The 20,194-nt window shown below is 65.7% G+C and carries 15 protein-coding genes and 1 riboswitch; of the genes, 3 read left to right on the top strand and 12 right to left on the bottom strand.

Annotated features, from left to right (window positions below; translation table 11 throughout):
* Window positions 1-4: 4 nt before the first annotated feature.
* From panE to JQ591_RS05205, 4 genes are all read right to left on the bottom strand, one after another.
* The gene (panE, locus tag JQ591_RS05220; RefSeq protein ID WP_211394971.1) at window positions 5-928 is read right to left on the bottom strand and encodes a 2-dehydropantoate 2-reductase; all 924 of its coding nucleotides are present in this window, start codon (window positions 926-928) and stop codon (window positions 5-7) included.
* A gap of 111 nt (window positions 929-1,039) precedes the next feature.
* Window positions 1,040-1,648, bottom strand: a complete 609-nt coding sequence (locus JQ591_RS05215; protein WP_211394970.1) for a 2-hydroxychromene-2-carboxylate isomerase — start codon at window positions 1,646-1,648, stop codon at window positions 1,040-1,042.
* 94 nt (window positions 1,649-1,742) lie between these two features.
* A complete protein-coding gene (locus tag JQ591_RS05210) occupies window positions 1,743-3,122 on the bottom strand; it encodes an MATE family efflux transporter (RefSeq protein ID WP_211394969.1) in 1,380 nt (459 codons plus the stop codon).
* Between the two features lie 74 nt (window positions 3,123-3,196).
* The gene (locus JQ591_RS05205; RefSeq protein WP_211395588.1) at window positions 3,197-3,793 is read right to left on the bottom strand and encodes a DUF2239 family protein; all 597 of its coding nucleotides are present in this window, start codon (window positions 3,791-3,793) and stop codon (window positions 3,197-3,199) included.
* A 150-nt stretch (window positions 3,794-3,943) separates the two neighbouring features.
* Here JQ591_RS05205 and JQ591_RS05200 point away from each other — a divergent pair, with 150 nt between their 5' ends.
* On the top strand, window positions 3,944-4,609 hold the full coding sequence (locus JQ591_RS05200; RefSeq protein WP_063992271.1) for a glutathione S-transferase family protein: 666 nt from the start codon (window positions 3,944-3,946) through the stop codon (window positions 4,607-4,609).
* Window positions 4,610-4,619: 10 nt separating this feature from the next.
* Here the strand turns inward: JQ591_RS05200 and JQ591_RS05195 are convergent, their stop codons facing one another.
* On the bottom strand, window positions 4,620-5,915 hold the full coding sequence (locus JQ591_RS05195) for an MFS transporter (protein ID WP_211394968.1): 1,296 nt from the start codon (window positions 5,913-5,915) through the stop codon (window positions 4,620-4,622).
* Between the two features lie 96 nt (window positions 5,916-6,011).
* The gene (ggt, locus tag JQ591_RS05190) at window positions 6,012-7,763 is read right to left on the bottom strand and encodes a gamma-glutamyltransferase (protein ID WP_211394967.1); all 1,752 of its coding nucleotides are present in this window, start codon (window positions 7,761-7,763) and stop codon (window positions 6,012-6,014) included.
* A 100-nt stretch (window positions 7,764-7,863) separates the two neighbouring features.
* Between ggt and JQ591_RS05185 the strand changes: the two genes are divergently transcribed.
* Window positions 7,864-9,246 carry an MFS transporter gene (locus tag JQ591_RS05185; protein ID WP_211394966.1) on the top strand — a complete coding sequence of 461 codons (1,383 nt, stop codon included), beginning with the start codon at window positions 7,864-7,866 and terminating at the stop codon, window positions 9,244-9,246.
* 62 nt (window positions 9,247-9,308) lie between these two features.
* On the opposite strand, the gene purH is transcribed toward JQ591_RS05185, so the two are convergent.
* The 3 genes from purH to JQ591_RS05170 form a co-directional block, all read right to left on the bottom strand.
* Window positions 9,309-10,901 carry a bifunctional phosphoribosylaminoimidazolecarboxamide formyltransferase/IMP cyclohydrolase gene (gene purH / locus JQ591_RS05180; protein ID WP_211394965.1) on the bottom strand — a complete coding sequence of 531 codons (1,593 nt, stop codon included), beginning with the start codon at window positions 10,899-10,901 and terminating at the stop codon, window positions 9,309-9,311.
* A gap of 22 nt (window positions 10,902-10,923) precedes the next feature.
* Window positions 10,924-11,005: riboswitch (ZMP/ZTP riboswitch) on the bottom strand.
* Window positions 11,006-11,064: 59 nt separating this feature from the next.
* Window positions 11,065-12,783, bottom strand: coding sequence for a heparinase II/III family protein (locus JQ591_RS05175; RefSeq protein WP_211395587.1), 1,719 nt, complete (start codon window positions 12,781-12,783; stop codon window positions 11,065-11,067).
* 156 nt (window positions 12,784-12,939) lie between these two features.
* Window positions 12,940-14,286, bottom strand: coding sequence for an RsmB/NOP family class I SAM-dependent RNA methyltransferase (locus JQ591_RS05170; protein ID WP_211394964.1), 1,347 nt, complete (start codon window positions 14,284-14,286; stop codon window positions 12,940-12,942).
* 188 nt (window positions 14,287-14,474) lie between these two features.
* On the opposite strand from JQ591_RS05170, the gene JQ591_RS05165 reads away from it, so the two are divergent.
* Window positions 14,475-14,708 (top strand): DUF1674 domain-containing protein, encoded by a 234-nt coding sequence (locus JQ591_RS05165; protein ID WP_211394963.1) that lies wholly within the window; start codon window positions 14,475-14,477, stop codon window positions 14,706-14,708.
* A gap of 49 nt (window positions 14,709-14,757) precedes the next feature.
* On the opposite strand, the gene cysN is transcribed toward JQ591_RS05165, so the two are convergent.
* From cysN to JQ591_RS35645, 3 genes are read right to left on the bottom strand one after another with little or no spacing between them, the layout of a single operon-like run.
* A complete protein-coding gene (gene cysN, locus JQ591_RS05160) occupies window positions 14,758-16,653 on the bottom strand; it encodes a sulfate adenylyltransferase subunit CysN (protein WP_211394962.1) in 1,896 nt (631 codons plus the stop codon).
* Window positions 16,653-17,600 (bottom strand): sulfate adenylyltransferase subunit CysD, encoded by a 948-nt coding sequence (gene cysD / locus JQ591_RS05155; RefSeq protein WP_211395586.1) that lies wholly within the window; start codon window positions 17,598-17,600, stop codon window positions 16,653-16,655. The genes cysN and cysD overlap by 1 nt, the downstream gene beginning before the upstream one ends.
* Window positions 17,601-17,620: 20 nt before the next feature.
* Window positions 17,621-20,092, bottom strand: a complete 2,472-nt coding sequence (locus tag JQ591_RS35645) for an FAD/NAD(P)-binding protein (protein WP_211394961.1) — start codon at window positions 20,090-20,092, stop codon at window positions 17,621-17,623.
* Window positions 20,093-20,194: the final 102 nt, after the last annotated feature.

The following is a 20,194-nucleotide window of genomic DNA, read 5'->3' as shown; positions in this document are numbered from 1 at the left end:
GCGGCTACCCCGCCCGCTGCTTCTCATACGCCTTCAAATGCGTGTACGCGATGCGCAGCTTCGGCACCGGCACCTTGGCGGCATCGGCGCGCGCGATGAGGTCGCCGATGACGTGATCGGCCTCGACCGGCAGGCCCGCCTTGACGTCGCGGAACATCGAGGCCGTCATCGGCGAGCCCTCGGTGGTGAGGTTGCCCTTCACGCGCTCGAAGAACGGCCCGCCCGGCGTGTAGCCCGACGCAGTGGCGATCGCGCTGGTCTCGTCGAGCATGCCGAGCAGGAAATCCCGGCCGCCGGGTGCGGAGAGAATGTTGCCGACAGAGGTGCGCATCAGGCTGGTGGACGCCGCCAGCGACGAGAGGAACACCCACTTCTCCCACATGTCCTGCATGATGTTCTGGCTGGCGGTGGCCCCAACGATGCCGCTCTTGAAAGCCACGTCGATTGCCTTGACGCGATCCGACAGCTTGCCGTCGCGCTCGCCGTAATTCAGCGACTGCATCGGCTGGAGCTGCACCACCTCGCGCTTCTCGTTGAGCGTCGCGGCGATGGCGCAGAGGCCGCCGAGCACGCGCTCCTTGCCGAATTTCTCGTCGAGCGTATCGAGGTGCTTCATGCCGTTGAGCATGGGAATGATTGCCGTATTCGGCCCGACCGCCGGCGCAAACGACTTGATGGCGTCGTCGAGGTCGAACGCCTTGCAGCTGAGCAGCACGACGTCGAAATTGTCCTTGAGCGCGTCGGCCTGAACCGTCGGCGGATTTTTCAGCGTCACATCGCCATTCGGGCTTTTGATGACGAGACCGGCGCTGGCGAGCTCGCTGGCGCGGCGCGGCCGGACCAGGAAGGTGACGTCGCGGCCGGCCTGCAATAGCCTGCCACCAAAATAGCCGCCGATGGCGCCGGCGCCGACCACGAGAATACGCATGGGATTGTCCTTGTTGTTGCTATTGGCCGCCTATCTATAAACGTCCTCGCGAACGAAACGAAGCAACCCGGAATGCCACCGCGATCACATTCTGTCGTCGGAAAATGGGGGCTATGCGCCCAGCACCATCTCCTCGACCTCGCGCAGCTGCTCCTTGCCAAAAAACATCTCGTTGCCGACGAAGAAGGTGGGCGAGCCGAACGCGCCGCGCGCCACAGCCTCCTCGGTGTTCTTGATCAGCTTGCCCTTCACCTCAGGTTCCCCGGCGCGGGTGAACAGTTTTTGCGCGTCGAGGCCGGAGGACGCCAGCGCCTTCGCCGCGATTTCCGGATCGTCCATCTTCTTCGGCTCGCGCCACATGTGGTGGAAGGCGGCCTCGACATATTTCTCGAACACGCCCTCGGCCTGCGCCGCGATCGCGGTACGCATCAGGTTCAGTGTATTGACCGGAAAGAAGGGATTCATGACGTAAGGCGGCACCTTGTAGCGCTTGACGAAGCGCTCGGTCTCGACCGCCTGGAATTCACGCTTGTTCTTGATGCCGGCGAGCGTCTCGGCCGGCGACTTGTTGTTGGTCGACTTGAAGATACCGCCGAGCAGGATCGGCACGTATTCGAATTTGACGCCGATGCGCTGCTCGATCGCCGGAATCGCGAGGTGGCTGAGATAGGCGTTCGGGCTGCCGAAATCGAACAGGAATTGCGGGGCTGTGCGGGTCAAAATCGTTCTCCCTGACATCGCTTTTTCGCATTGTGGCGCAGCGCGCGCCGCGGGTCCACCGTTTAATGATGGTCATAATCTCTTGACGATTTCGTCAGATCAGGCGCCTGATCGTCCGCTTGCGCCACACCAGAAGGTAATAGCCCATCTGCAAAAGGAACATGGCGCAGAACACGATCGGATAGGCGGCCCACACACCCTGAAGGCCAATCGTGCGGCTCAGGATCACCGCGGACGGCAGCTCGATTGCGACAATGGCGATGATAGCGAGCAGCATTGGCGTCAGCGCCACGCCGGCAGCGCGCATTGCGCCGGAAAATACCGTCGCCAGGCCGAACGGCACCGAGCTCCACAGGGCGATGTTGAGCAAGCCCTTCGCCAGATCGAGCACGGTGTCATCAGTGATGAAGATACCGAGCACGGCGCGCGGCGCGAGATAGATCATCGCCACCAGCCCGCCCGTCAGGACGATGTTGAACGCAAGACCGGTGCGCACGATGCCGTCGAGCCCCGTCCTGTCGCCGCGACCGACCGCCTGCGCGCCGAGGATCGAGACCGCGATTGAAATCGACATCGCCGTGAACTGCGTGTAGCCCATCACTTGGTTGACCGCGCCATAGGCTGCGGTTGCGTTCGAGCCGAAGCCGTTGACGAGGCCGAGCAGCGCCAGCTCGGCGATCGCCATCACCATCATGCCGATCGCGCTCGGCAGTCCAATGCCGAGGATTTGTCCCAGCACCGCACGATTGAACCGCAGATGACGCAGCAGTGCAGCGTCCGGTGCCAACGCATGTTTCCTCCGCAGCAGATAGGCGGCCAGCGCGATCAGCGTCAGCGCGTTGGCGATCGCCGCCGCCCAGGCCGGGCTGGTGATGCCCGCCGCCGGCAATCCGAACGGCCCGCGGATCAGCATCGGCGTGATGATCAACCCGATCGCAGTCGACAAAGCCAGCGCAAGCAGCGGCGTCGGCGCGTCGCCGACGCCGCGGATCATCGCCGTCATCAGCAGGAAGACGAAGCCGAGCGGCATGGTGAGCAGCATGATGCGGGCATAGGCGCTGGCCTGGTCGAGAATGTCGGCGGGTGTCTCGAGCATCATCATCAATTGCCGGCTGAAGATGCCGCCGATCAGTGCAATCGAAATCGAGAGCAGCAGGCCGATCGCGAGCGTCGTGCCCACGATGAGCTTGATCCGGTCCTGCTCGCCCGCACCATAGGCCTGGCCGATCAGCACCGTGGCGCCGGTGCTCAGCCCCATGACGAAGGCGAACAGGAAGAACATCACCGGAAAGAACACCGAGACCGACGCGAGCGCGTCGACTCCGACCATCTGGCCGAGAAAGACGTTGCTGACGGTGCCGAACAGCGATTGCAGAGCGTTGCTCAGCATCAACGGCGCGAGGAAGCGGAGGAACGTTGTCCAGAGCGGCTTGGTCCAGAGCGGCTTGGCGGCAGACATGGATTGGCCTTTCATCAGGGCGAGCGAAACCGTCGCCACGCGAAGCGCGCGTGGCCCGGCCGTCGATGGGGTTGTGAGAAGACGCGCGCCTAGGCGCGGTCGCTGTAGGCGAGCTTGACGATGTGGTCGCGGATGTCGGCGGGCCAATCTGCGATCAGTCCGGTGAAACGCCGCCGGTCATCCGCAAACAACGCGCGCGATGCTTCCTCGAACTGCGGCAGATTGCCGGCCATGGTCGACATGAAGTGATAGGCCGCATCGCGCGCCTGCCGCTCGCGGTCCTTGTCGCCGCTCGCACGCCGCGCTTCGTCCACGAGTTTCCGCAGCGCGACCGAAGCGCCGCCTGCCTGCGCGCTGAGCCACTCCCAGTGCCGCGGCAGCAGCGTCACCTCGCGCGCGACCACGCCGAGCTTCGGCCGGCCGCGGCCGCGCGGTTCGCTCGGCGGTGCGATCTCTTCAACCTGGGGCGGGACAAGCTTCGCCAACCGCGCCAGCACCTCGCGATCCCCCCCGCGTAGATCGAAGTCGATCGATCGGCCGGTGGCGTCCTCGAAGATGATGATGGGCTCGTCCGGGCGCTCCGCCATCCGCTTGACGACAAGCGCGACCTCTCCTGCCGGCCCGGACACCAGACGGCGCTGACCCTGGAAGGCGGTGAAAATCTTTTGCATTGGAATCATTGCCATATTGGTCATGTTGGCGGCTTTAATACCCGGGTAAATTGGCAGCGTCAATATACCCGGGTTAAAATATTCGACCGGATGGCTCGACATTGCGTTCCCGGGCTGGCACGAACGCGCGGCTGATCGACCATGCCTAGCCCCGGGGACCACGCGATGCTGACCGTTCATCACCTCAACAATTCCCGTTCGCAGCGCGTGCTGTGGCTGCTCGAGGAGTTGGGCGTGCCCTACGAGATCGTGCGCTATCAGCGCCAGCCCGACATGCGCGCGCCGAAGGAGCTCCGTGCCATCCATCCGCTCGGCAAGTCGCCCGTCATCACCGACAACGGCAACACCATCGCCGAATCAGGCGCGATCATCGAATATCTCATCGCCACCTACGGCAACGGCCGGCTGGTCCCGCCGCCGAACACGCCGGAGCGGCTGCGCTTCACCTATTGGCTGCACTATGCGGAAGGCTCGGCGATGCAGCCGTTGCTGCTCAAGCTGCTGTTCACGCTGATGCCGAAGCGCGCGCCGGCGTTGCTGCGCCCCCTGGTGCGCAAGGTCTCGAACCAGGCGCTTACTGCGCTGGTCAATCCGCAGCTGAAGCAGCACATGGACTACTGGGAAGGGGAGCTCGGCAAGAGCGAGTGGTTCGCCGGCAACGAGTTCACCGCCGCCGACATCCAGATGAGCTTTCCGCTCGAAGCAGCCCAGGCGCGCGGCGGGCTCGAGCTCGGCCACCCCAAGGCGATGGCGTTCCTGGAGCGCATTCATGCGCGGCCGGCGTACAGCCGCGCCCTCGAAAAGGGCGGGCCGTATCAGGTCGGACGATAGTTAGGCTTCATTAGTCCGGGTGCAGCACGCGCCCGCGCGTCTCCGGCAGCGCGAAGGCGGCGATGAAGAACAGCGCGTAAGCCACCACCGCGAACATCGCGATCGCATTCGCAAGCGACGTCGTCGCCGACAGCGCTCCGACGAGGAACGGAAACAGCGCGCCGATGCCGCGGCCGAAATTGTAGCAAAAGCCCTGACCGGAGCCGCGCAGTCGCGTTGGATAAAGCTCGGTCAGGAAGGCGCCGACCCCGGAGAAATAGCCCGAGGCGAAAAAGCCGAGCGGGAAGCCGAGCACCCACAGGATTTCGTTGGTCAGCGGCAGCTGCGTGTAAAGCAGCACAACCGCCATCGCGCCGATCGAGAAGATCAGGAACAGATTGCGCCGTCCGATCCGGTCGGCGAGCCACGCGCCGGTGAGATAGCCGATGAAAGAGCCGATGATCAGGGTCGAGAGATAGCCGGTCGAGCCGACGATCGACAGATGCCGCTCCTTGGTCAAAAATTGCGGCACCCAGAAGGTGACGGCGTAATAGCCGCCCTGGCAGCCCGTCGCCATCAGCGATGCCAGGATCGTGGTCTTCAGGATCGGGCCGGAGAAGATTTCCCAGAGCGCCGGACGATTGCCGCTCGCGGCATGCTTGGCGCGAGCCTCAGCCGCGATCTCCGGCTCGGTCACGGAGCGGCGGATGTAGAACACCAGCAGTGCGGGCAGCGCGCCGATCACGAACATCCAGCGCCATGCTGTCTCCGCCGGCAAAGCCGAGAACAGGATCGCCTGCGACAGCACCGCGAGGCCCCAGCCGACCGCCCAGCCCGATTGTACCGAGCCGACCGCACGCCCGCGATATTGCGGCCGGATCGCCTCGCCCATCAGAACCGCGCCCGCAGCCCATTCGCCGCCGAAGCCGAGGCCCAGCACCGCGCGTGCGATCAGGAGCTGTTCGAAATTCTGCACGACCGCGCAGACCAGCGAGAAGAACGAGAACCAGATGATGGTGATCTGGAGCGTCTTGACCCGGCCGATATGGTCGGAGAGATAGCCGCCGAGCCAGCCGCCGATCGCGGAGGCCAGCAGCGTCACGGTGCCGGCGAGGCCGGCCGATCCCGCATCGACCTTCCACAACGCGATGATGGTGCCGATCACCAGCGGATAGATCATGAAGTCCATGCCGTCGAGCGCCCAGCCTGCGGCGCACGCCCAGAATGTCCGCCGCTCCGGCGCGTTCATGTCGCGATAGAAGGCGAGAAGGCTGGTGTCTTCGATCTCGGCGCGTTCGATGCGCTGGTTCGGATCAGTCATGGTCATGTGCGTTTCCCCGGCATTTTCTTGGCCGGGGCGTGGTAGCACGGGCGGCGGCCCGCGCAAGCCGGCCGAGGGCTTTCGCGCCATGCAGCGGCCGAGTTACTGTCCTGCGGCTTCCGCGCCCCGGGTACGCGGATCAGGCGCGCCGAGCGGACCGTTGGCGGTCACCGCGATCGAATTGGCGGAGGTCTGTCCCATCGGCGTGACGATGAGATGATCCATTGCCTTCAGCTCGAACAGGACATTGTCGGGAAAGCCGCTCTCGATCCGGACCTCGTCGGGCAGCCACTGGTGATGCAGCCGCGGTGCGGCCACGGCGGCCGCAACGTCCATCTTGTAATCGAGGACGTTGACGATCACCTGGAGCACGGTCGAGATGATGCGGCTGCCGCCGGGCGAGCCCGTCACCAGAACCGGCTTGCCGTCCTTCAGGACGATGGTCGGCGACATCGAGGACAGCGGCCGCTTGCCGGGCCCGGGCAGGTTGGGCTCGAAGCCGACGAGGCCGTAGGCATTGGAAGCGCCGACCGCTGCGGTGAAATCGTCGAGCTCGTTGTTGAGCAGCACGCCGGTGCCGTCGGCGACGAGGCCGAGGCCGTAGCTGAAGTTCAGCGTATAGGTGTTGCTGACGGCGTTGCCGTTACCGTCGACGACGGAAAAATGCGTGGTGTTGCTGCCCTCGCGCGGCGAGGTGGCGGTGGAAACGAGCTGCTTCGACGGCGTGGCGCGATCGGCGGAGATGGTTGCCCGCAGCTTGGCGGCGTAGTCCTTGGCTGTGAGCGTCCCGACCGGCGCGTTGACGAAGGCGGGATCGCCGAGATAGCGCGCGCGGTCCGCATAGGCGCGCTTCATGGCCTCGATCAGCAGATGCAGCGAGGCCGGCGATCCCTGCTTCAGATCGGCGAGCTGAAAACCTTCGAGGATATTGAGCGTCTCCACCAGCACCACGCCGCCCGACGACGGCAGCGGCATCGACACGATGTCGTAGCCGCGATAATTGCCGCGCACCGGCGCACGGGTCACCGCCTGATAGGCTTTCAAATCGGCCGGCGTCATGATGCCGCCCGCGTCAGTCACGGCCTTGGCGAGTTTTTCCGCGACCGGCCCCTCATAGAAACCGCGCGGGCCCTGTGCGGCGACAGCCGACAGCGTTTCGGCGAGATCGCTCTGCACCAGCCTGTCGCCTTCGCCGAGTGGCGTGCCATCAGGCCGCGAGAAGATCCTGGCCGAGGAGGGCCAGCGCGCCAGCCGTCGGTGCCAGCCCGGCAGCGTGTCGGCAATGTCGTCGCCGACGAGGAAGCCGTCGCGGGCGAGCGCGATCGCGGGCTCGAGCAGTTGCGCCAGCGTGAACCGGCCCGAGCCATATTTTTCCAGGGCCAGCGCAAGACCCGCGACGGTGCCGGGCACGCCGACGCCGAGTGCGGAATCCCGCGACTTCGCCGCATCGGGCTTGCCGTCGGCGCCGAGGAAGATCTGCGGCGTGGTCGCAGCCGGCGCGGTCTCGCGATAGTCGATCGTGATGTCTTCGTTGCGCTCGGTGGAATGAATCACCATGAAGCCGCCGCCGCCGATATTGCCGGCGCGCGGATAGGTCACCGCCATGGCGAATCCGGTGGCGACGGCGGCATCGACCGCATTGCCGCCGCGCCGCAGGATGTCGGCGCCGACCTGCGCCGAGATTTTCTCCTGCGCCACCACCATGCCGTGCTCGGCAGGAACGGCGTGCACGGTGTCGAGCACGGGCGGGACATAGGCCCGCCGCGCATCCTGCGCGGTCGCGGTCGGAAGTCCGAACGCCAGAGTGGCAATGAGGGCGAAAAATGTCCGCCGTGTCGAAAAAGACGACATCATCAAACTTCCGCCGTGGCCTCCAGCCGGTTCACACGCCTCACGGTAATGCTATACGGTTTGCGCCAAGAGAGGCAAAACTGTTCGTGATGGGGTCTGGACGATGACGACGATTGCCTCGGATGCGCGCGTAGAGGCGCAGCGGACCTATCCGCCGCGCGGCGCCGTCGTCAGCTGGATCTTTTTCGACTGGGCCGCGCAGCCTTATTTCACGCTGATCACGACCTTCGTGTTCGCGCCCTATTTCGCCACCAGCATTGCGCCGAATCCCGCCACCGGCCAATCGCTGTGGGGCTTTGCGATGGCTGCCGCGGGCCTCGCGATCGCGCTGATGTCGCCGGTGCTCGGCGCCATTGCCGATGCTTCGGGCCGCAGGAAACCGTGGATCGCGGGATTCGGCGCAGTGCTGGTGCTGGCATCCTGCACGCTGTGGATCGGCAAGCCCGGCGATCCCTCGATCATTCCGCCGCTGCTCACCGCGGTCGCGCTCGCCAGCGTCGGCGCGGAATTCGCCACCCTGTTCAACAATGCGATGATGCCGACCCTGGTGCCGCCGGAGCGGATCGGCCGGCTCTCCGGCACCGGCTGGGCGACGGGGTATGTCGGCGGTATCGTCAGCCTGATCATCGTGCTCGGCCTGCTCGCCGCGAATCCCGAGACCGGCCGCACGCTGCTCGGTCTTACGCCCCTGTTCGGGCTCGATCCCGTCAGCCATCAGGGCGACCGCGCCGCCGGACCGTTGACCGGGCTTTGGTTCATCATTTTCGTGACGCCGATGTTCCTGTTCACGCCGGACTATCCGGCGAAGCGTCCGGTGCGCGAGGCGCTGCACCAAGGTCTGTCGGAGCTGAAGCAATCGATCAAGGGTCTGCCGCAGCAGAAATCGCTTGCGGCGTTTCTGCTCGCCAACATGATCTACACCGACGGTCTGGTGTCGCTGTTTGCCTTCGGCGGCATCTATGCCGCGGGCACGTTCGGCTGGCACACGATCCAGATCGGCACGTTTGGCATCATGCTCGCGATCGCCGGCGCGTTTGGCGCATGGCTTGGCGGCAAGCTGGACGATCGTCTCGGGCCGAAGCGCGTGATCGCCGGCAGCATGCTGGTCCTGCTGCTGGCGGTGGCGGCGATCCTGCTGGTCGACAAGGATTCGATCCTCTTCGTCAAGGTCGCGCCGCCCGCGCCCGGCGGCGGATTGTTCGCCGCTGCGGCCGAACGCGCTTATCTGGTGCTGGGCTGCCTGATCGGTGCAGCCGGTGGTCCGCTGCAAGCCGCCTCCCGTACGCTCCTGATCCGTCTCGCACCGAAGGACCGCATCGCGCAGTATTTCGGTCTGTTCGCACTGACGGGGAAAGTGACGTCCTTCATCGGCCCGCTCCTGATCGGCGTGATCACCGCGGTGACGGCGAGCCAGAAGGCCGGCATGGCCGTGCTGGTGGTGTTCTTCGTCGCGGGGCTGGCGCTGTTGATGCGGGTGCGGGAGTAGGTCGCAGTCGTGTAGCCCGGATTTCGCTGCGCTCCGTCCGGGCTACGCGTTCTCGTCGAGAGTTAGTGCCTGAAGTGCCGCGTGCCCGTGAACACCATGGCGATGCCGTGCTCGTCGGCGGCCTTGATCACCTCGTCGTCGCGCATGGAGCCGCCGGGCTGCACCACGGCGGTGGCGCCGGCCTCGATGCAGGCGAGCATGCCGTCGGCGAACGGGAAGAACGCATCCGACGCCACCACTGAGCCCTTGGTGAGCGGTTCGGCGAGCTTCAGCTCGCCCGCCGCATCCTGGGCCTTGCGCGCCGCGATCCGTGCTGAATCCACGCGGCTCATCTGGCCGGCACCGATGCCGACGGTGGCGAGATCCTTGGCGTAAATGATGGTGTTGGACTTGACGTGCTTCGCCACCCGGAAGGCGAATTTGAGGTCGCGCATCTCGGCGTCCGATGGCGCACGCTTGGTCACGACCTTGAAGGTCATGTCGTCGACCACGGCGTTGTCGCGGCTCTGCACGAGGAGACCGCCTGCCACCGTCTTGGCGGTGAGACCGGGCGCGCGCGGATCGGGCAGGCTGCCGGCGAGCAGAAGTCGAAGGTTCTTGCGCGCGCCGATGATGGCGATCGCTTCCTCGCTTGCGTCGGGCGCGATGATCACCTCGGTGAAGATTTTCGTGATCTCGCGCGCGGTGTCGGCATCGAGTGCGCGGTTCATCGCGATGATGCCGCCGAAGGCCGAGGTCGAATCGCAGGCCAGCGCCTTGCGGTAGGCGCTGACGAGGTCGGAGCCCTCCGCGACGCCGCAGGGATTGGCATGCTTGACGATGACGCAGGCCGCGGTGCGCTTGGCGTCGAATTCGCCGATGCATTCATAGGCCGCGTCGGTGTCGTTGATGTTGTTGTAGGAGAGCTCCTTGCCCTGGAGCTGCCGCGCGGTCGAGACGCCGGGCCGCTTGTCGGGCGTCGCATAGAACGCCGCGGTCTGGTGCGGATTCTCGCCATAGCGCAGCGACTGGATCAGCCGGCCGCCGAAGGCGCGGAAATCGGGCGCGTCGATCTCGAGCTGGCGGTTGAACCAGTTCGAGATCGCGGCGTCATAGGCGGCAGTGCGCGCGTAAGCCTTGGCGGCAAGGCGCCGGCGTAACTTCAGCGTGGTTGCACCGCTGTTGGCGGCGAGCTCGTCGAGCACGGCCTTGTAGTCCTCAGCTTCGACGACGACGGCGACGTCGTCATGGTTCTTCGCGGCGGCGCGGATCATCGCGGGGCCGCCGATGTCGATGTTCTCGATGCAATCCTCGAAGCCCGCGCCTTTGTCGACGGTCGCCTCGAACGGATAGAGATTGACGACGAGGAGATCGATCGGCGCGATGCCGTGCGCCTTCATCGCTGCCGCATGGTCCTTGTTGTCGCGGATCGCGAGCAGGCCGCCATGCACCTTCGGATGCAGCGTCTTGACGCGGCCATCCATCATTTCGGGGAAGCCGGTCAGCTCGGAGACGTCCTTCACCTTGAGGCCGGCCGCGGCGATCGCCTTTGCGGTGCCGCCGGTCGAGACCAGCTCGACGTCGTGCGCGGCAAGCGCCTTTGCGAAGTCGATCAGGCCGGTCTTGTCGGAAACGGAGAGAAGCGCGCGGGTGACGCGGCGGGGATGGTCAGTCATGAGCAAGATCCTCTGTCTGAAGGAGTAATGCCCAGGCGCGCGGCAGCTATGTCCCGCGCTTCCCGATGGTGCTCCATCCAAGGTCGCCAGTCGCGCGAGCGAGGGCTCGATAGCAGCTTTCGGTCGCTTTCACAACGACCAGATGGCGCTGAATCGCGCGTGTTTACAGCGGAAGTTCCGGCTCCCGCCGGGCATTTCTGCGGGCGTTCGTGACTGCCGGCGAGGCGGTGGAGCGGACAAAACTCCAGCGGATCGAGGGCGCCTGCCGCGCATCCTGGCGGATCACGATCTGCGCCGTGCGGCGCGGGCCGTCATTGCCGGCCAGGAACACGCTGTCCTCGAGCTCCACCTTGTCGTCGAGCGCCTCAAAGGTCCAGACGTCGCGGTTCGGCAGCACCAGCATGACGCCGCGGGCATCGGACAGCCGGCTCGCCTTCACCGCCGGGTGCAGATGGAATCGCAGCGCGAAATCGGCATCCGCGCCCTTGAAGCGTCCGCCTTGCGGCGGCGACAGCGTGTCCTCGCCGTCGATGCGCGCGCCGTCATTGGCGATCATCAGCACGCGGCGGTGGATCGCGCCGAATTTTGTCAGGTAACCGTCATGCGACGTCGTGAGCAGCGTGCCGTTCTGCACGATTTCGCGATAGCTCTCGACCTCGACGGGGCCGCTGGTGACCGGAGCGCCGTGCAAGAGCCGCTTCATCGCCGACATCTCCACGAACTGGCATGACGAGGTGTCGTGATAGGTCAGCGTCGAATGCGCCGCCGTGCCGCGTGCGAACGGCCGCCAATTGTCGCGGCCCGTGGTCGGCATGCCGCAATTGGTGACGATGCGGCTGATGCCGGAGGACAGTTCGAACGACAGGCAGCCGGCATGGGCGTCGTGGCTGACGCCGGCCGCCGGCGGCGGGCCGGTGTCGATGATCACAGTGGTTTGGCCGGCATCGAGGCGCTGGAAACCGGTATGCGGCATGTTCGCCATCGGCGCGCCGTGAGTGTCGTCATAGGCAAGCAGCGTCGCGAGCAGGTCCGAGGGCGTCGCGCTCATGCCGTTGAACAGCGCGAAATTGCCGTCGCCGTGGCGGAAGAAGCGCAGCATCGGCATCATGCGGTCGATCGCGTTGAGCAGCGCGGGCGGCGGCGCGATGTTGCGCGCGGCAAAGGTCTGCCGCAGCGGCAACAGGTCGATCAAGAGCTCGATCAGCGCGCCCGGGTTGCGCGAGACATGCCCGCCGTCGGGCAGGATCTGTCGCTGCAATTCATCCGAGAGCTTCTTCGTGGTGCTGCGGATGTGACTTGCCTGGTTGGCGAGGCACAGCGCCGCATAGCATAGCGCGATCAGCACCTGGAGCTTCGGCACTCCGTCGGGAATGTTGACCATGGTGTAGCGCAGCAAGCGGATTTCGCGCGCCAGCGCCCGCAGATAGCGACGGTAGAATTTGTTGTCGGTGTCGTTGAGCACCAGCGGCGCCTGCGACAGCAGGGAGATCACGCGTCGCGCCAGCACGTCGGCGCGTCGCGCTACGGGACGGCGCTTGCTGGCAGGGTTGGCGATCCAATCCTCGATCAGCGAGCGCGCATTCGCGCGCGTCAGCGCGGTGTCGGCGGCGCGCAAATGGCGCAGCCACCCGAAGCCGAGCAGCGCAACCTCCCAATCCTCCGACGGCGGCTCGAGATCGAAGATCGAGCGGCCGTGGCAATTGACGATCTTGCCGGCGAAGACGAAGCGGCCGGCATAGATCTCGGCGGCGCGGGTCGCATCCGCGGTGCGCAGATCATGCGGCGCGATGATCAGCCGGTCGGCGCGGCCGGGCCAGACCCGCGACAGGGCGACGGAACCGCCGCTCGCGCGCGCGAGCATGTTCCGCGCGAAGCGGTTCATCACCAGCGTCGAGATACGTCTGCGTTGAGCGACCGACACGCCTTGCCTTGATGGGGGAGAAGATTCCGACGAATCCTTATTAATCCCAAAATCGGACGGCCGACACCACCTTGAACGGTGCGAATCAGTGCCGTGGTCGCAAAATCCAGTGCAAAATCAGGATTTAACGAGCCGGGCCGCGAAAAATCCGTCGAGCCCGCCGAGCTTGGGATCGGCATTCGGCAGATGGCTGGGCAGGGTACGCAAATCGCCCTCGGGGGTGACGATCTCGCTGAGTCCCGACACCTCGGACGCATCGATCGGAACCCGGCGAAGCCCGGGCTCTGCGGCCAACAGTGCGGCTACCGCATGCTCGCCCTCTTCGGGTTCCAGCGAGCAGGTACAGTAGACCAGCGTCCCGCCGGGCTTGAGCAGCGAGACTGATTTTTGCAGCAGCCGCCGCTGGAGCACGGTCATTGCCGCAATGTCGGATTCCTGCCGGAGCCAGGATACATCGGGGTGGCGGCGGATCGTCCCGGTCGAGGTGCAGGGCGCATCGATCAGGATGCCGTCGAAGCCATCGGCCGGACCCGCCCATTCCACGGCATCGGCGACGATGGTCTCGGCCTGGAGCGACAACCGCGTCAGATTCTCGCGCAGGCGCGCCACCCGGGCGGGCGAGCGGTCGATGGCCGTGACATGCGCGCCGGCCAGCGCCAGTTGCGCGGTCTTGCCGCCGGGAGCGGCGCAGAGATCGGCGATGGATTTGCCCTCGATGTCGCCGAACAGCCGGGCCGGCAGCGCGGCGGCGGCGTCCTGCACCCACCATTGTCCTTCGGCGAAGCCGGGAAGCGTGGTCACCGCGCCGTGCAGCACCGTACGCACCGATCCGGTCGGCAGCACCTCGCCGTGTAGCCGGCTCGCCCATTGCGCGGCGTCCGACTTCACGGTCAGATCCAGCGAGGGGTCGTGGCTGAGTGCGAGCGCCATGTCCCTTGCGACTGTCTCGCCGTAATGCGCGCTCCAGCGCGCGAGCATCCAAGGCGGCAGGTCCAGCGACTGCGCGGCAACCTCTTCCACCAGCGCCTTGCCCTCGCGGGCGCAGCGGCGCAGCACGGCGTTGACGAGGCCGGCATAGCGCGCGGCGCGCCGGTCGGATTGCACGAGGCGAACGGAGAGATCGACGGCCGCGTGATCGGGCACGTCCATCCAGAGGATCTGGGCGGCGCCGATCAACAGCGCGCTCTGCGCGCGCGGCGCATCGGAGGGAATGCCCTTGTCGAGCAGGCGGGACAGCACATGGCCGAGCGTGCCGAGCCGGCGCAGCACGGTGGCGACCAGGCGCCGCATCAGCGCGCGGTCGCGATCGGGGAGCGTCTTCAGTCCGGGATGGGCGCCGCTGCCGTCGAGTTGCTCGTCCAGCGTGCGGTGCTTTTGCAGCACGCCGTCGACGATGTCGGCGGCAATCCGCCGCGCCGCAAGACCGGGCACTTCGGATGGAGGAGCGAAACGTTGAGATGGCATGCGGAAATTAAGGTTCTGAGCGAGCGGCAGTTCGCCGCAATGGGCGCATGCCTTGAGAAGGCGATCTCTGGCACGCGAATATGCCAAATGTAAGAATCGCTTCCGGGTTTTTCAGCCCTTTTGGAGCAATTTCAGGAATGCGTTATTGGGCGTCGCGCCGCCGGCTGTCCTGCGCTAGAAAGCCGACGATGAGTGACCAGCCTCCCGTTCCCGACCGCAAGCAGCTCACGCCGGCCGCCCAGCGCGCGCTGGCCGAAGCCGAAGCGCGCCGGCAGGCTGCGGCGGTCCAGGCCAGGGACGATGCCAAGGGCGATGCCGGGAACGGCGGCCAGGCGGCGCCAAAGGAGTTGCAGGGGCCCAAGGGACCCGAGCCGACCCGCTATGGCGATTGGGAACGCAAGGGCATCGCTTCCGACTTCTGAGCTCTGTGCCGGATCGGCCGGATGATGCCGGGCAGACCGGTCTCGGCCGCTACAGATAATCATGCTCCCGGAGATAGCGGATGATGCGCTCGCAGGCTGCCTCGGTCGAAAGTTCCGACGTGTCGACGGTGATCTCCGGCGCCTGCGGTGCCTCGTAGGGATCATCGATGCCGGTGAAACCCTTCAGCTCCCCTGCCCGTGCCTTGCGATAGAGCCCCTTCGGATCGCGGCGCTCGCATTCGGCGAGCGGGGTCGCGACATGGATCTCGATGAACTCGCCCGCCTCGACCCGTTGGCGCGCCAGCTCGCGCTCGCTGCGGAAGGGTGAGATCAGCGCGACCAGCGCGATCATGCCGGCATCGACGAACAGCGCTGCGATCTCCGCGACGCGCCGGACGTTCTCCATCCTCTCCACGTTGGAAAAGCCGAGGTCGCGGTTGATGCCGTGGCGGAGATTGTCGCCGTCGAGCAGCGCGGCGTGGCGTCCGAGTTCGGCAAGCCTGCGGTCGACGAGATCGGCGATCGTCGATTTGCCGGAACCGCTCAGGCCGGTGAACCAGAGCACGCAGGGTCGTTGCTGCTTGAGCCGCGCCCGCACGGATTTGTCGACCGTCAGGCGTTGCCAGTGAATGTTGGTCGCGCTTCGCAGCGAGAGGTCGATCATTCCCGCTGCGGCCGTGCGATGGCTGATCGGATCGATGAGAATGAAGCTGCCCATGTCGCGGTTGTCGCGATAGGCCTCGAACACCAGCGGGCGGTCGAGATTGAGATGGACGTAGCCGATCTGGTTGACGTCGAGCGTGGTGGCGCTTTCCTGCGCCATGGTGTCGATGGCGATGCGGTGCTTGAGTGTCGTGATCACCGCGCCGGTCGAGGCCGTACCGCATTTGAGCAAATAGCGCCGGCCCGCGACCATAGCCTCGTCGTCGAACCAGACGAGATGGGCCGCCAGCCGATCCGAGACGAGCGGTTCGGGTCCGGCCGTCAGCACGTCGCCACGGCTGATGTCGATCTCGTCGATGAGCGTCAGCGTCAGCGATTCGCCCGCCGTAACCCGATCGCGCTCGCCGCCGGGGGTGAGAATGCGCGCCACGCGGGTGCGAAGGCCCGACGGCTGCACGGTGAGGGTCTCTCCGGTCGCGATCGTTCCACTCGCGATCCGTCCGCAGAAGCCGCGAAAATCCGCATGCGGCCGGTTGACCCATTGCACGGGCAGCCGGAACGGCCGCTGCGAGACATCGCCGGCCACGTCCACGGATTCCAGGTAGGCCGTCACGGTCGGCCCCGTGTACCAGGGCATCCGCGTGCTCGCAGCGACGATATTGTCGCCGTCAGGAGCCACGACCGGAATGCACTGCACCTGTGAGATCCCGAGCTGGCCGGCCATGGTCAGATATTCGGCTGTGATCGCCGCGAAGCGGTCGCCGTCGAATCCAATCAGATCCATCTTGTTCACGGCGAGCACGACGTGGCGGATGCCGAGCAGCGACAGGATGTGGCTGTGGCGCCGGGTCTGCGTGATCACGCCCTTGCGGGCATCGACCAGCACCACGGCGAGATCGGCGTTGGAGGCGCCGGTCGCCATGTTGCGCGTATACTGCGCATGCCCGGGCGTGTCGGCGACGATGAAGCGGCGCAGCTTTGTGGCGAAGAACCGGTAGGCGACGTCGATCGTGATGCCCTGCTCACGCTCGGCCTGCAAGCCGTCGACGAGAAGCGCGAAATCGAGATCGCCGCCGGTGGTGCCGGCCGTTTTGCTTTCCGAGGCGAGCGCGTCGAGCTGGTCGTCGAGCAGAGTCTTCGAATCGTAGAGCAGGCGGCCGACCAGCGTGCTCTTGCCGTCGTCGACGCTGCCGCAGGTGACGAAGCGCAGCGTCGGCCGATCGTCCTGGTCGAGCCGCGGCGCATCGGCAGCGGCGATCGTGGGGGCCTCGTGATAGGACATCAGAAGTAGCCTTCCGCTTTCTTGCGCTCCATCGATGCGGGACTGTCCCGGTCGATCATGCGTCCCTGCCGTTCGGAGGTGCGTGACGCCATCATCTCCCGCACGATCTCGGGTAGAGTTGCCGCCGTCGAGATCGTCGCGCCGCTGAGGGGATAGCAGCCCAGAGTACGAAACCTGACGGAGCGCAGGTGCGGCTCTTCACCTGCAAGCAGCGGCATCCGTTGATCGTCCACCATGATCAGCGCGCCGTCGCGCTCGACCACCGGGCGCGGAGCTGCCAGATAGAGCGGAACGATCGGGATGTCCTCGAGCAGGATGTAGTCCCAGACGTCGAGCTCGGTCCAGTTCGACAGCGGAAACACCCGCATGCTCTCGCCGGGCGCGAGCATCGTGTTGTACAGGCTCCACAGCTCCGGCCGCTGATTCTTCGGATCCCAGCGATGCGCCGCGCTCCGGTGCGAGAACACGCGCTCCTTGGCACGCGACTTCTCCTCGTCGCGCCGTGCGCCTCCGATCGCGGCGTCGAAGCCGTGGAGGTCGAGCGCCTGCCGCAAGGCCTGCGTCTTCATGACGTCGGTGTAACGGGCCGAGCCGTGGGTGAAGGGATCGATGCCCTGGCTCAATCCGTCATTGTTGGTATGGACGATCAGATCGAGGCCGAGCTCGCGTGCACGGCGGTCGCGAAATTCGATCATCTCGCGGAACTTCCAGGTCGTATCGACGTGCAGCAGCGGAAACGGTGGCTTGCCGGGATGAAATGCCTTCATCGCCAGATGCAGCAGCACGGAGGAGTCCTTGCCGATGGAATACAGCATCACAGGCTTGCGGAACTCGGCCACCGTCTCCCGCAGGATATGGATGCTCTCCGCTTCCAGCCGCTGAAGGTGGCTGGTGGCAGTGTGGCGCGCAGCCGCTTCATCGGAGGCGCCGCGCACCGGCGCCTCCATGGCAAGATCGAGCTGGCCGGTCATGCGGCTGTGCCCAGGCGATCGCCGAACAGGCGCGTGGCGGTGTCGGTGTCCAGCGAGAGGTCGCGGATGCAGGCCGCGATCGAATCGCCGTACAGGTCATGGATACGATAGCGTTCCAGCAACTCGCGCTGGGCATCCGTCAGCGACGCCGTCTTGCGGCTGCGGTAACGATAGGCGGTGTCCGACCCGTGAAGGCCGACCACGGTATAGACCTTGGGCTCGCTGAGGAAGGTGACGCCCGAGCCTTTGGATTCGATCTGTCCGCGCTCCTTCCAGTCGGTGACGGCGCCTTCGGTGAAGCGTCCGCCAAGGCCAAGCCGGTCGAACAACTTCCGGACCGATCCGGTCGCGTCCTTGCTGGCTTCATAGACGTAGTGCGTCACCGGGACGCCGTGCCGCCGCGCATAGCTCTCAACGCGAAGCGCGTTCAGCGAGGAGATGACGTAGTTCTGGATCAGCCGATCCTCGGGAACGCGGTCCGACCATTTCTCGAGCCAGGATGCGAGTGAGCTCGCGGGATCGCGGTCGAGCATGATCATGTGGAGCTTCTCGGCCGGCCAGCCGGCCTCGATCAGCGGCTGGAGCGGCAGGAACAGGCTCTCGGCCAGCACATAGGGCCCCGCCATCTCCTTGCTGAAGACATGCGGCTGCTCCGCCGCCATCGGCACGGCCCAGGGCTCGCCCGCATTGCCAAGGAGCCGATGGCGCAGCACGACTTTCACCGGCTGGAAGTAGGACGGCATTCCGGTGACGCCGAACAGATTGGTGAGCGCGGTCGAGCCCACACGGCAGCGCCCCCACGCACAGTAGAGCGTCGGGAAGTCCGCAGGGCTCCAGTGCCGGAATGCTTCGCCGAGGCAATCCCTCACCTCCCACATCAGTTCGTCAAGCGCGGCCGGCCTGTTCTGGTACTTGCCGTCCGGCGCAAGGACCATCGTGTCGAGCGAGGCATGGTCGCGGCGCACGAGATCGGCCAGGCGGTCGGTTTCTTCGACTGACGTCGTGATGGTGCTCATCTGCGAACCTTTCGGGTTGAGGATCGAATCGACCACGGTCTGTGCGCGGCGCAAGTTGATGTCGACGGCGGCGGCGTAGAAATGCGCACCCTTGGTGGGACCGCCGACCGCGTAGACGTTCGGATAGGGATTGCCGTGACGGTCGTGGACACGGCTGTCATGGTAGCCGCAGCGAATCCCGCCGACCGCGTCGAACGCGATGAGCCCCTGTCGCTGCATGTCCTGATAGAGCGGGCTGGTGTCCAGCCGGTAGGACGGCCCTGTCGCGTCGATCACGTAGTCGACGTCGCGATGATCGCCTCCGCCCAGGATGGCGCGAAGCCGGCCGCCGAGGCCGGTCACGTTGCGCAGCCGGGCGCGGGCCGAGAGCCTGCCCGACCGCATCAGGTCGCGAATACGGACTGCGTTCTCCAGCGGCATTGCCGAGCGGTTACGAAGCCAGCCGGAATTGTAGACTTCCATGAAGCGCATCTTCTCGGCATCGTTCATCCGGCTCCAGGCGTCGCACATCACGTCGATGACGCTGACGAGGTAGGAGTAGACATTGGGCTCGCCGGTCTCGGCTCGCTCGATGTTGTGCTCGAGATCGGCCAGCGCATCGCTATCGATGTTCCGGCAAGACAGATCGCAGCGAATCCCGGTGGTCTCCAGCAACAGTTCGGAAAGGCGGGCGGCAAAGGCGTCCGCTTCGATTCGCTCACGGCCGGTCACATAGCGGTGCAGGGCGTCGCGGAAGTCGTTCGCGATTGCGGGAATCGTTATCGGCTGCACTGTGGGAAACAGGCCGCTTCTGGAGAAGCAGGTCATCCTGACAGCGTGGTGGGTCTTGGCCAACGTCGCCGCGGTGTCGACCGCGCTGAGTCCGCTTCCGAGGATGCCGACCTCGACGGCGTCGCGATCCGCGAAGGCGAAGTGAGCATAGGGATCGCGAATGTAGTTCGGGTTTGCGGCCAGACCGTAGTGATCGTCGGGTGCGTTGTGACCGGTGCAGAGGATCAGCGCGGACGAGATATGCGTGATGTTGCGGTCGGTCGTCAGCAGGATATCGCGATCCGGCGAGAACCGCACGCGGACGACCTCGGCATGTTCGACATGAACAGGCACGCCGGCGCTGCGGCATTGTGCGATCGCGGCCAGCCGCACGGAATCGAGATAGTCCCGATAGACCATCCGGGGCAGATGCTTGTCGCCGTGGCAGGAGAGGCCGCGGGCCCGAAGCCAGCGTATGAATTCATCCGCGTCGCCCGGACGGATCGACATCGTCGAGGCTTTCATGTTGAGCAGATGGCGGTCGCTCTGCGTGCGATAGGCCATTCCGCCATCGAAGCCGGACTTGTCGAAGATCTGAATTCCGCTGATCGCGCCGTTGTCCCGCCCTGATGCGGCGAGTTCCGCCAGATGACGCAAGATCGTGACGCCGGTTGCGCCGCCGCCGACAATGCTGATGATCATCGCTCAACTCCCCTGCCTATCGTGTTTGACCCAGGCGCGAGCGGGGGCTCGGCGTGGGGGCCTCCCAGAGCCGTTCGTTATGCGAAGCGTCAGAACGTTGGT

The organism is Bradyrhizobium canariense, from assembly GCF_018130465.1.
In the GTDB taxonomy this organism is placed as follows: Bacteria; Pseudomonadota; Alphaproteobacteria; order Rhizobiales; family Xanthobacteraceae; genus Bradyrhizobium; species Bradyrhizobium canariense_C.
Note: the sequence above shows the minus strand (reverse complement) of the source record. Positions and strands in the feature narration are given on the sequence as shown.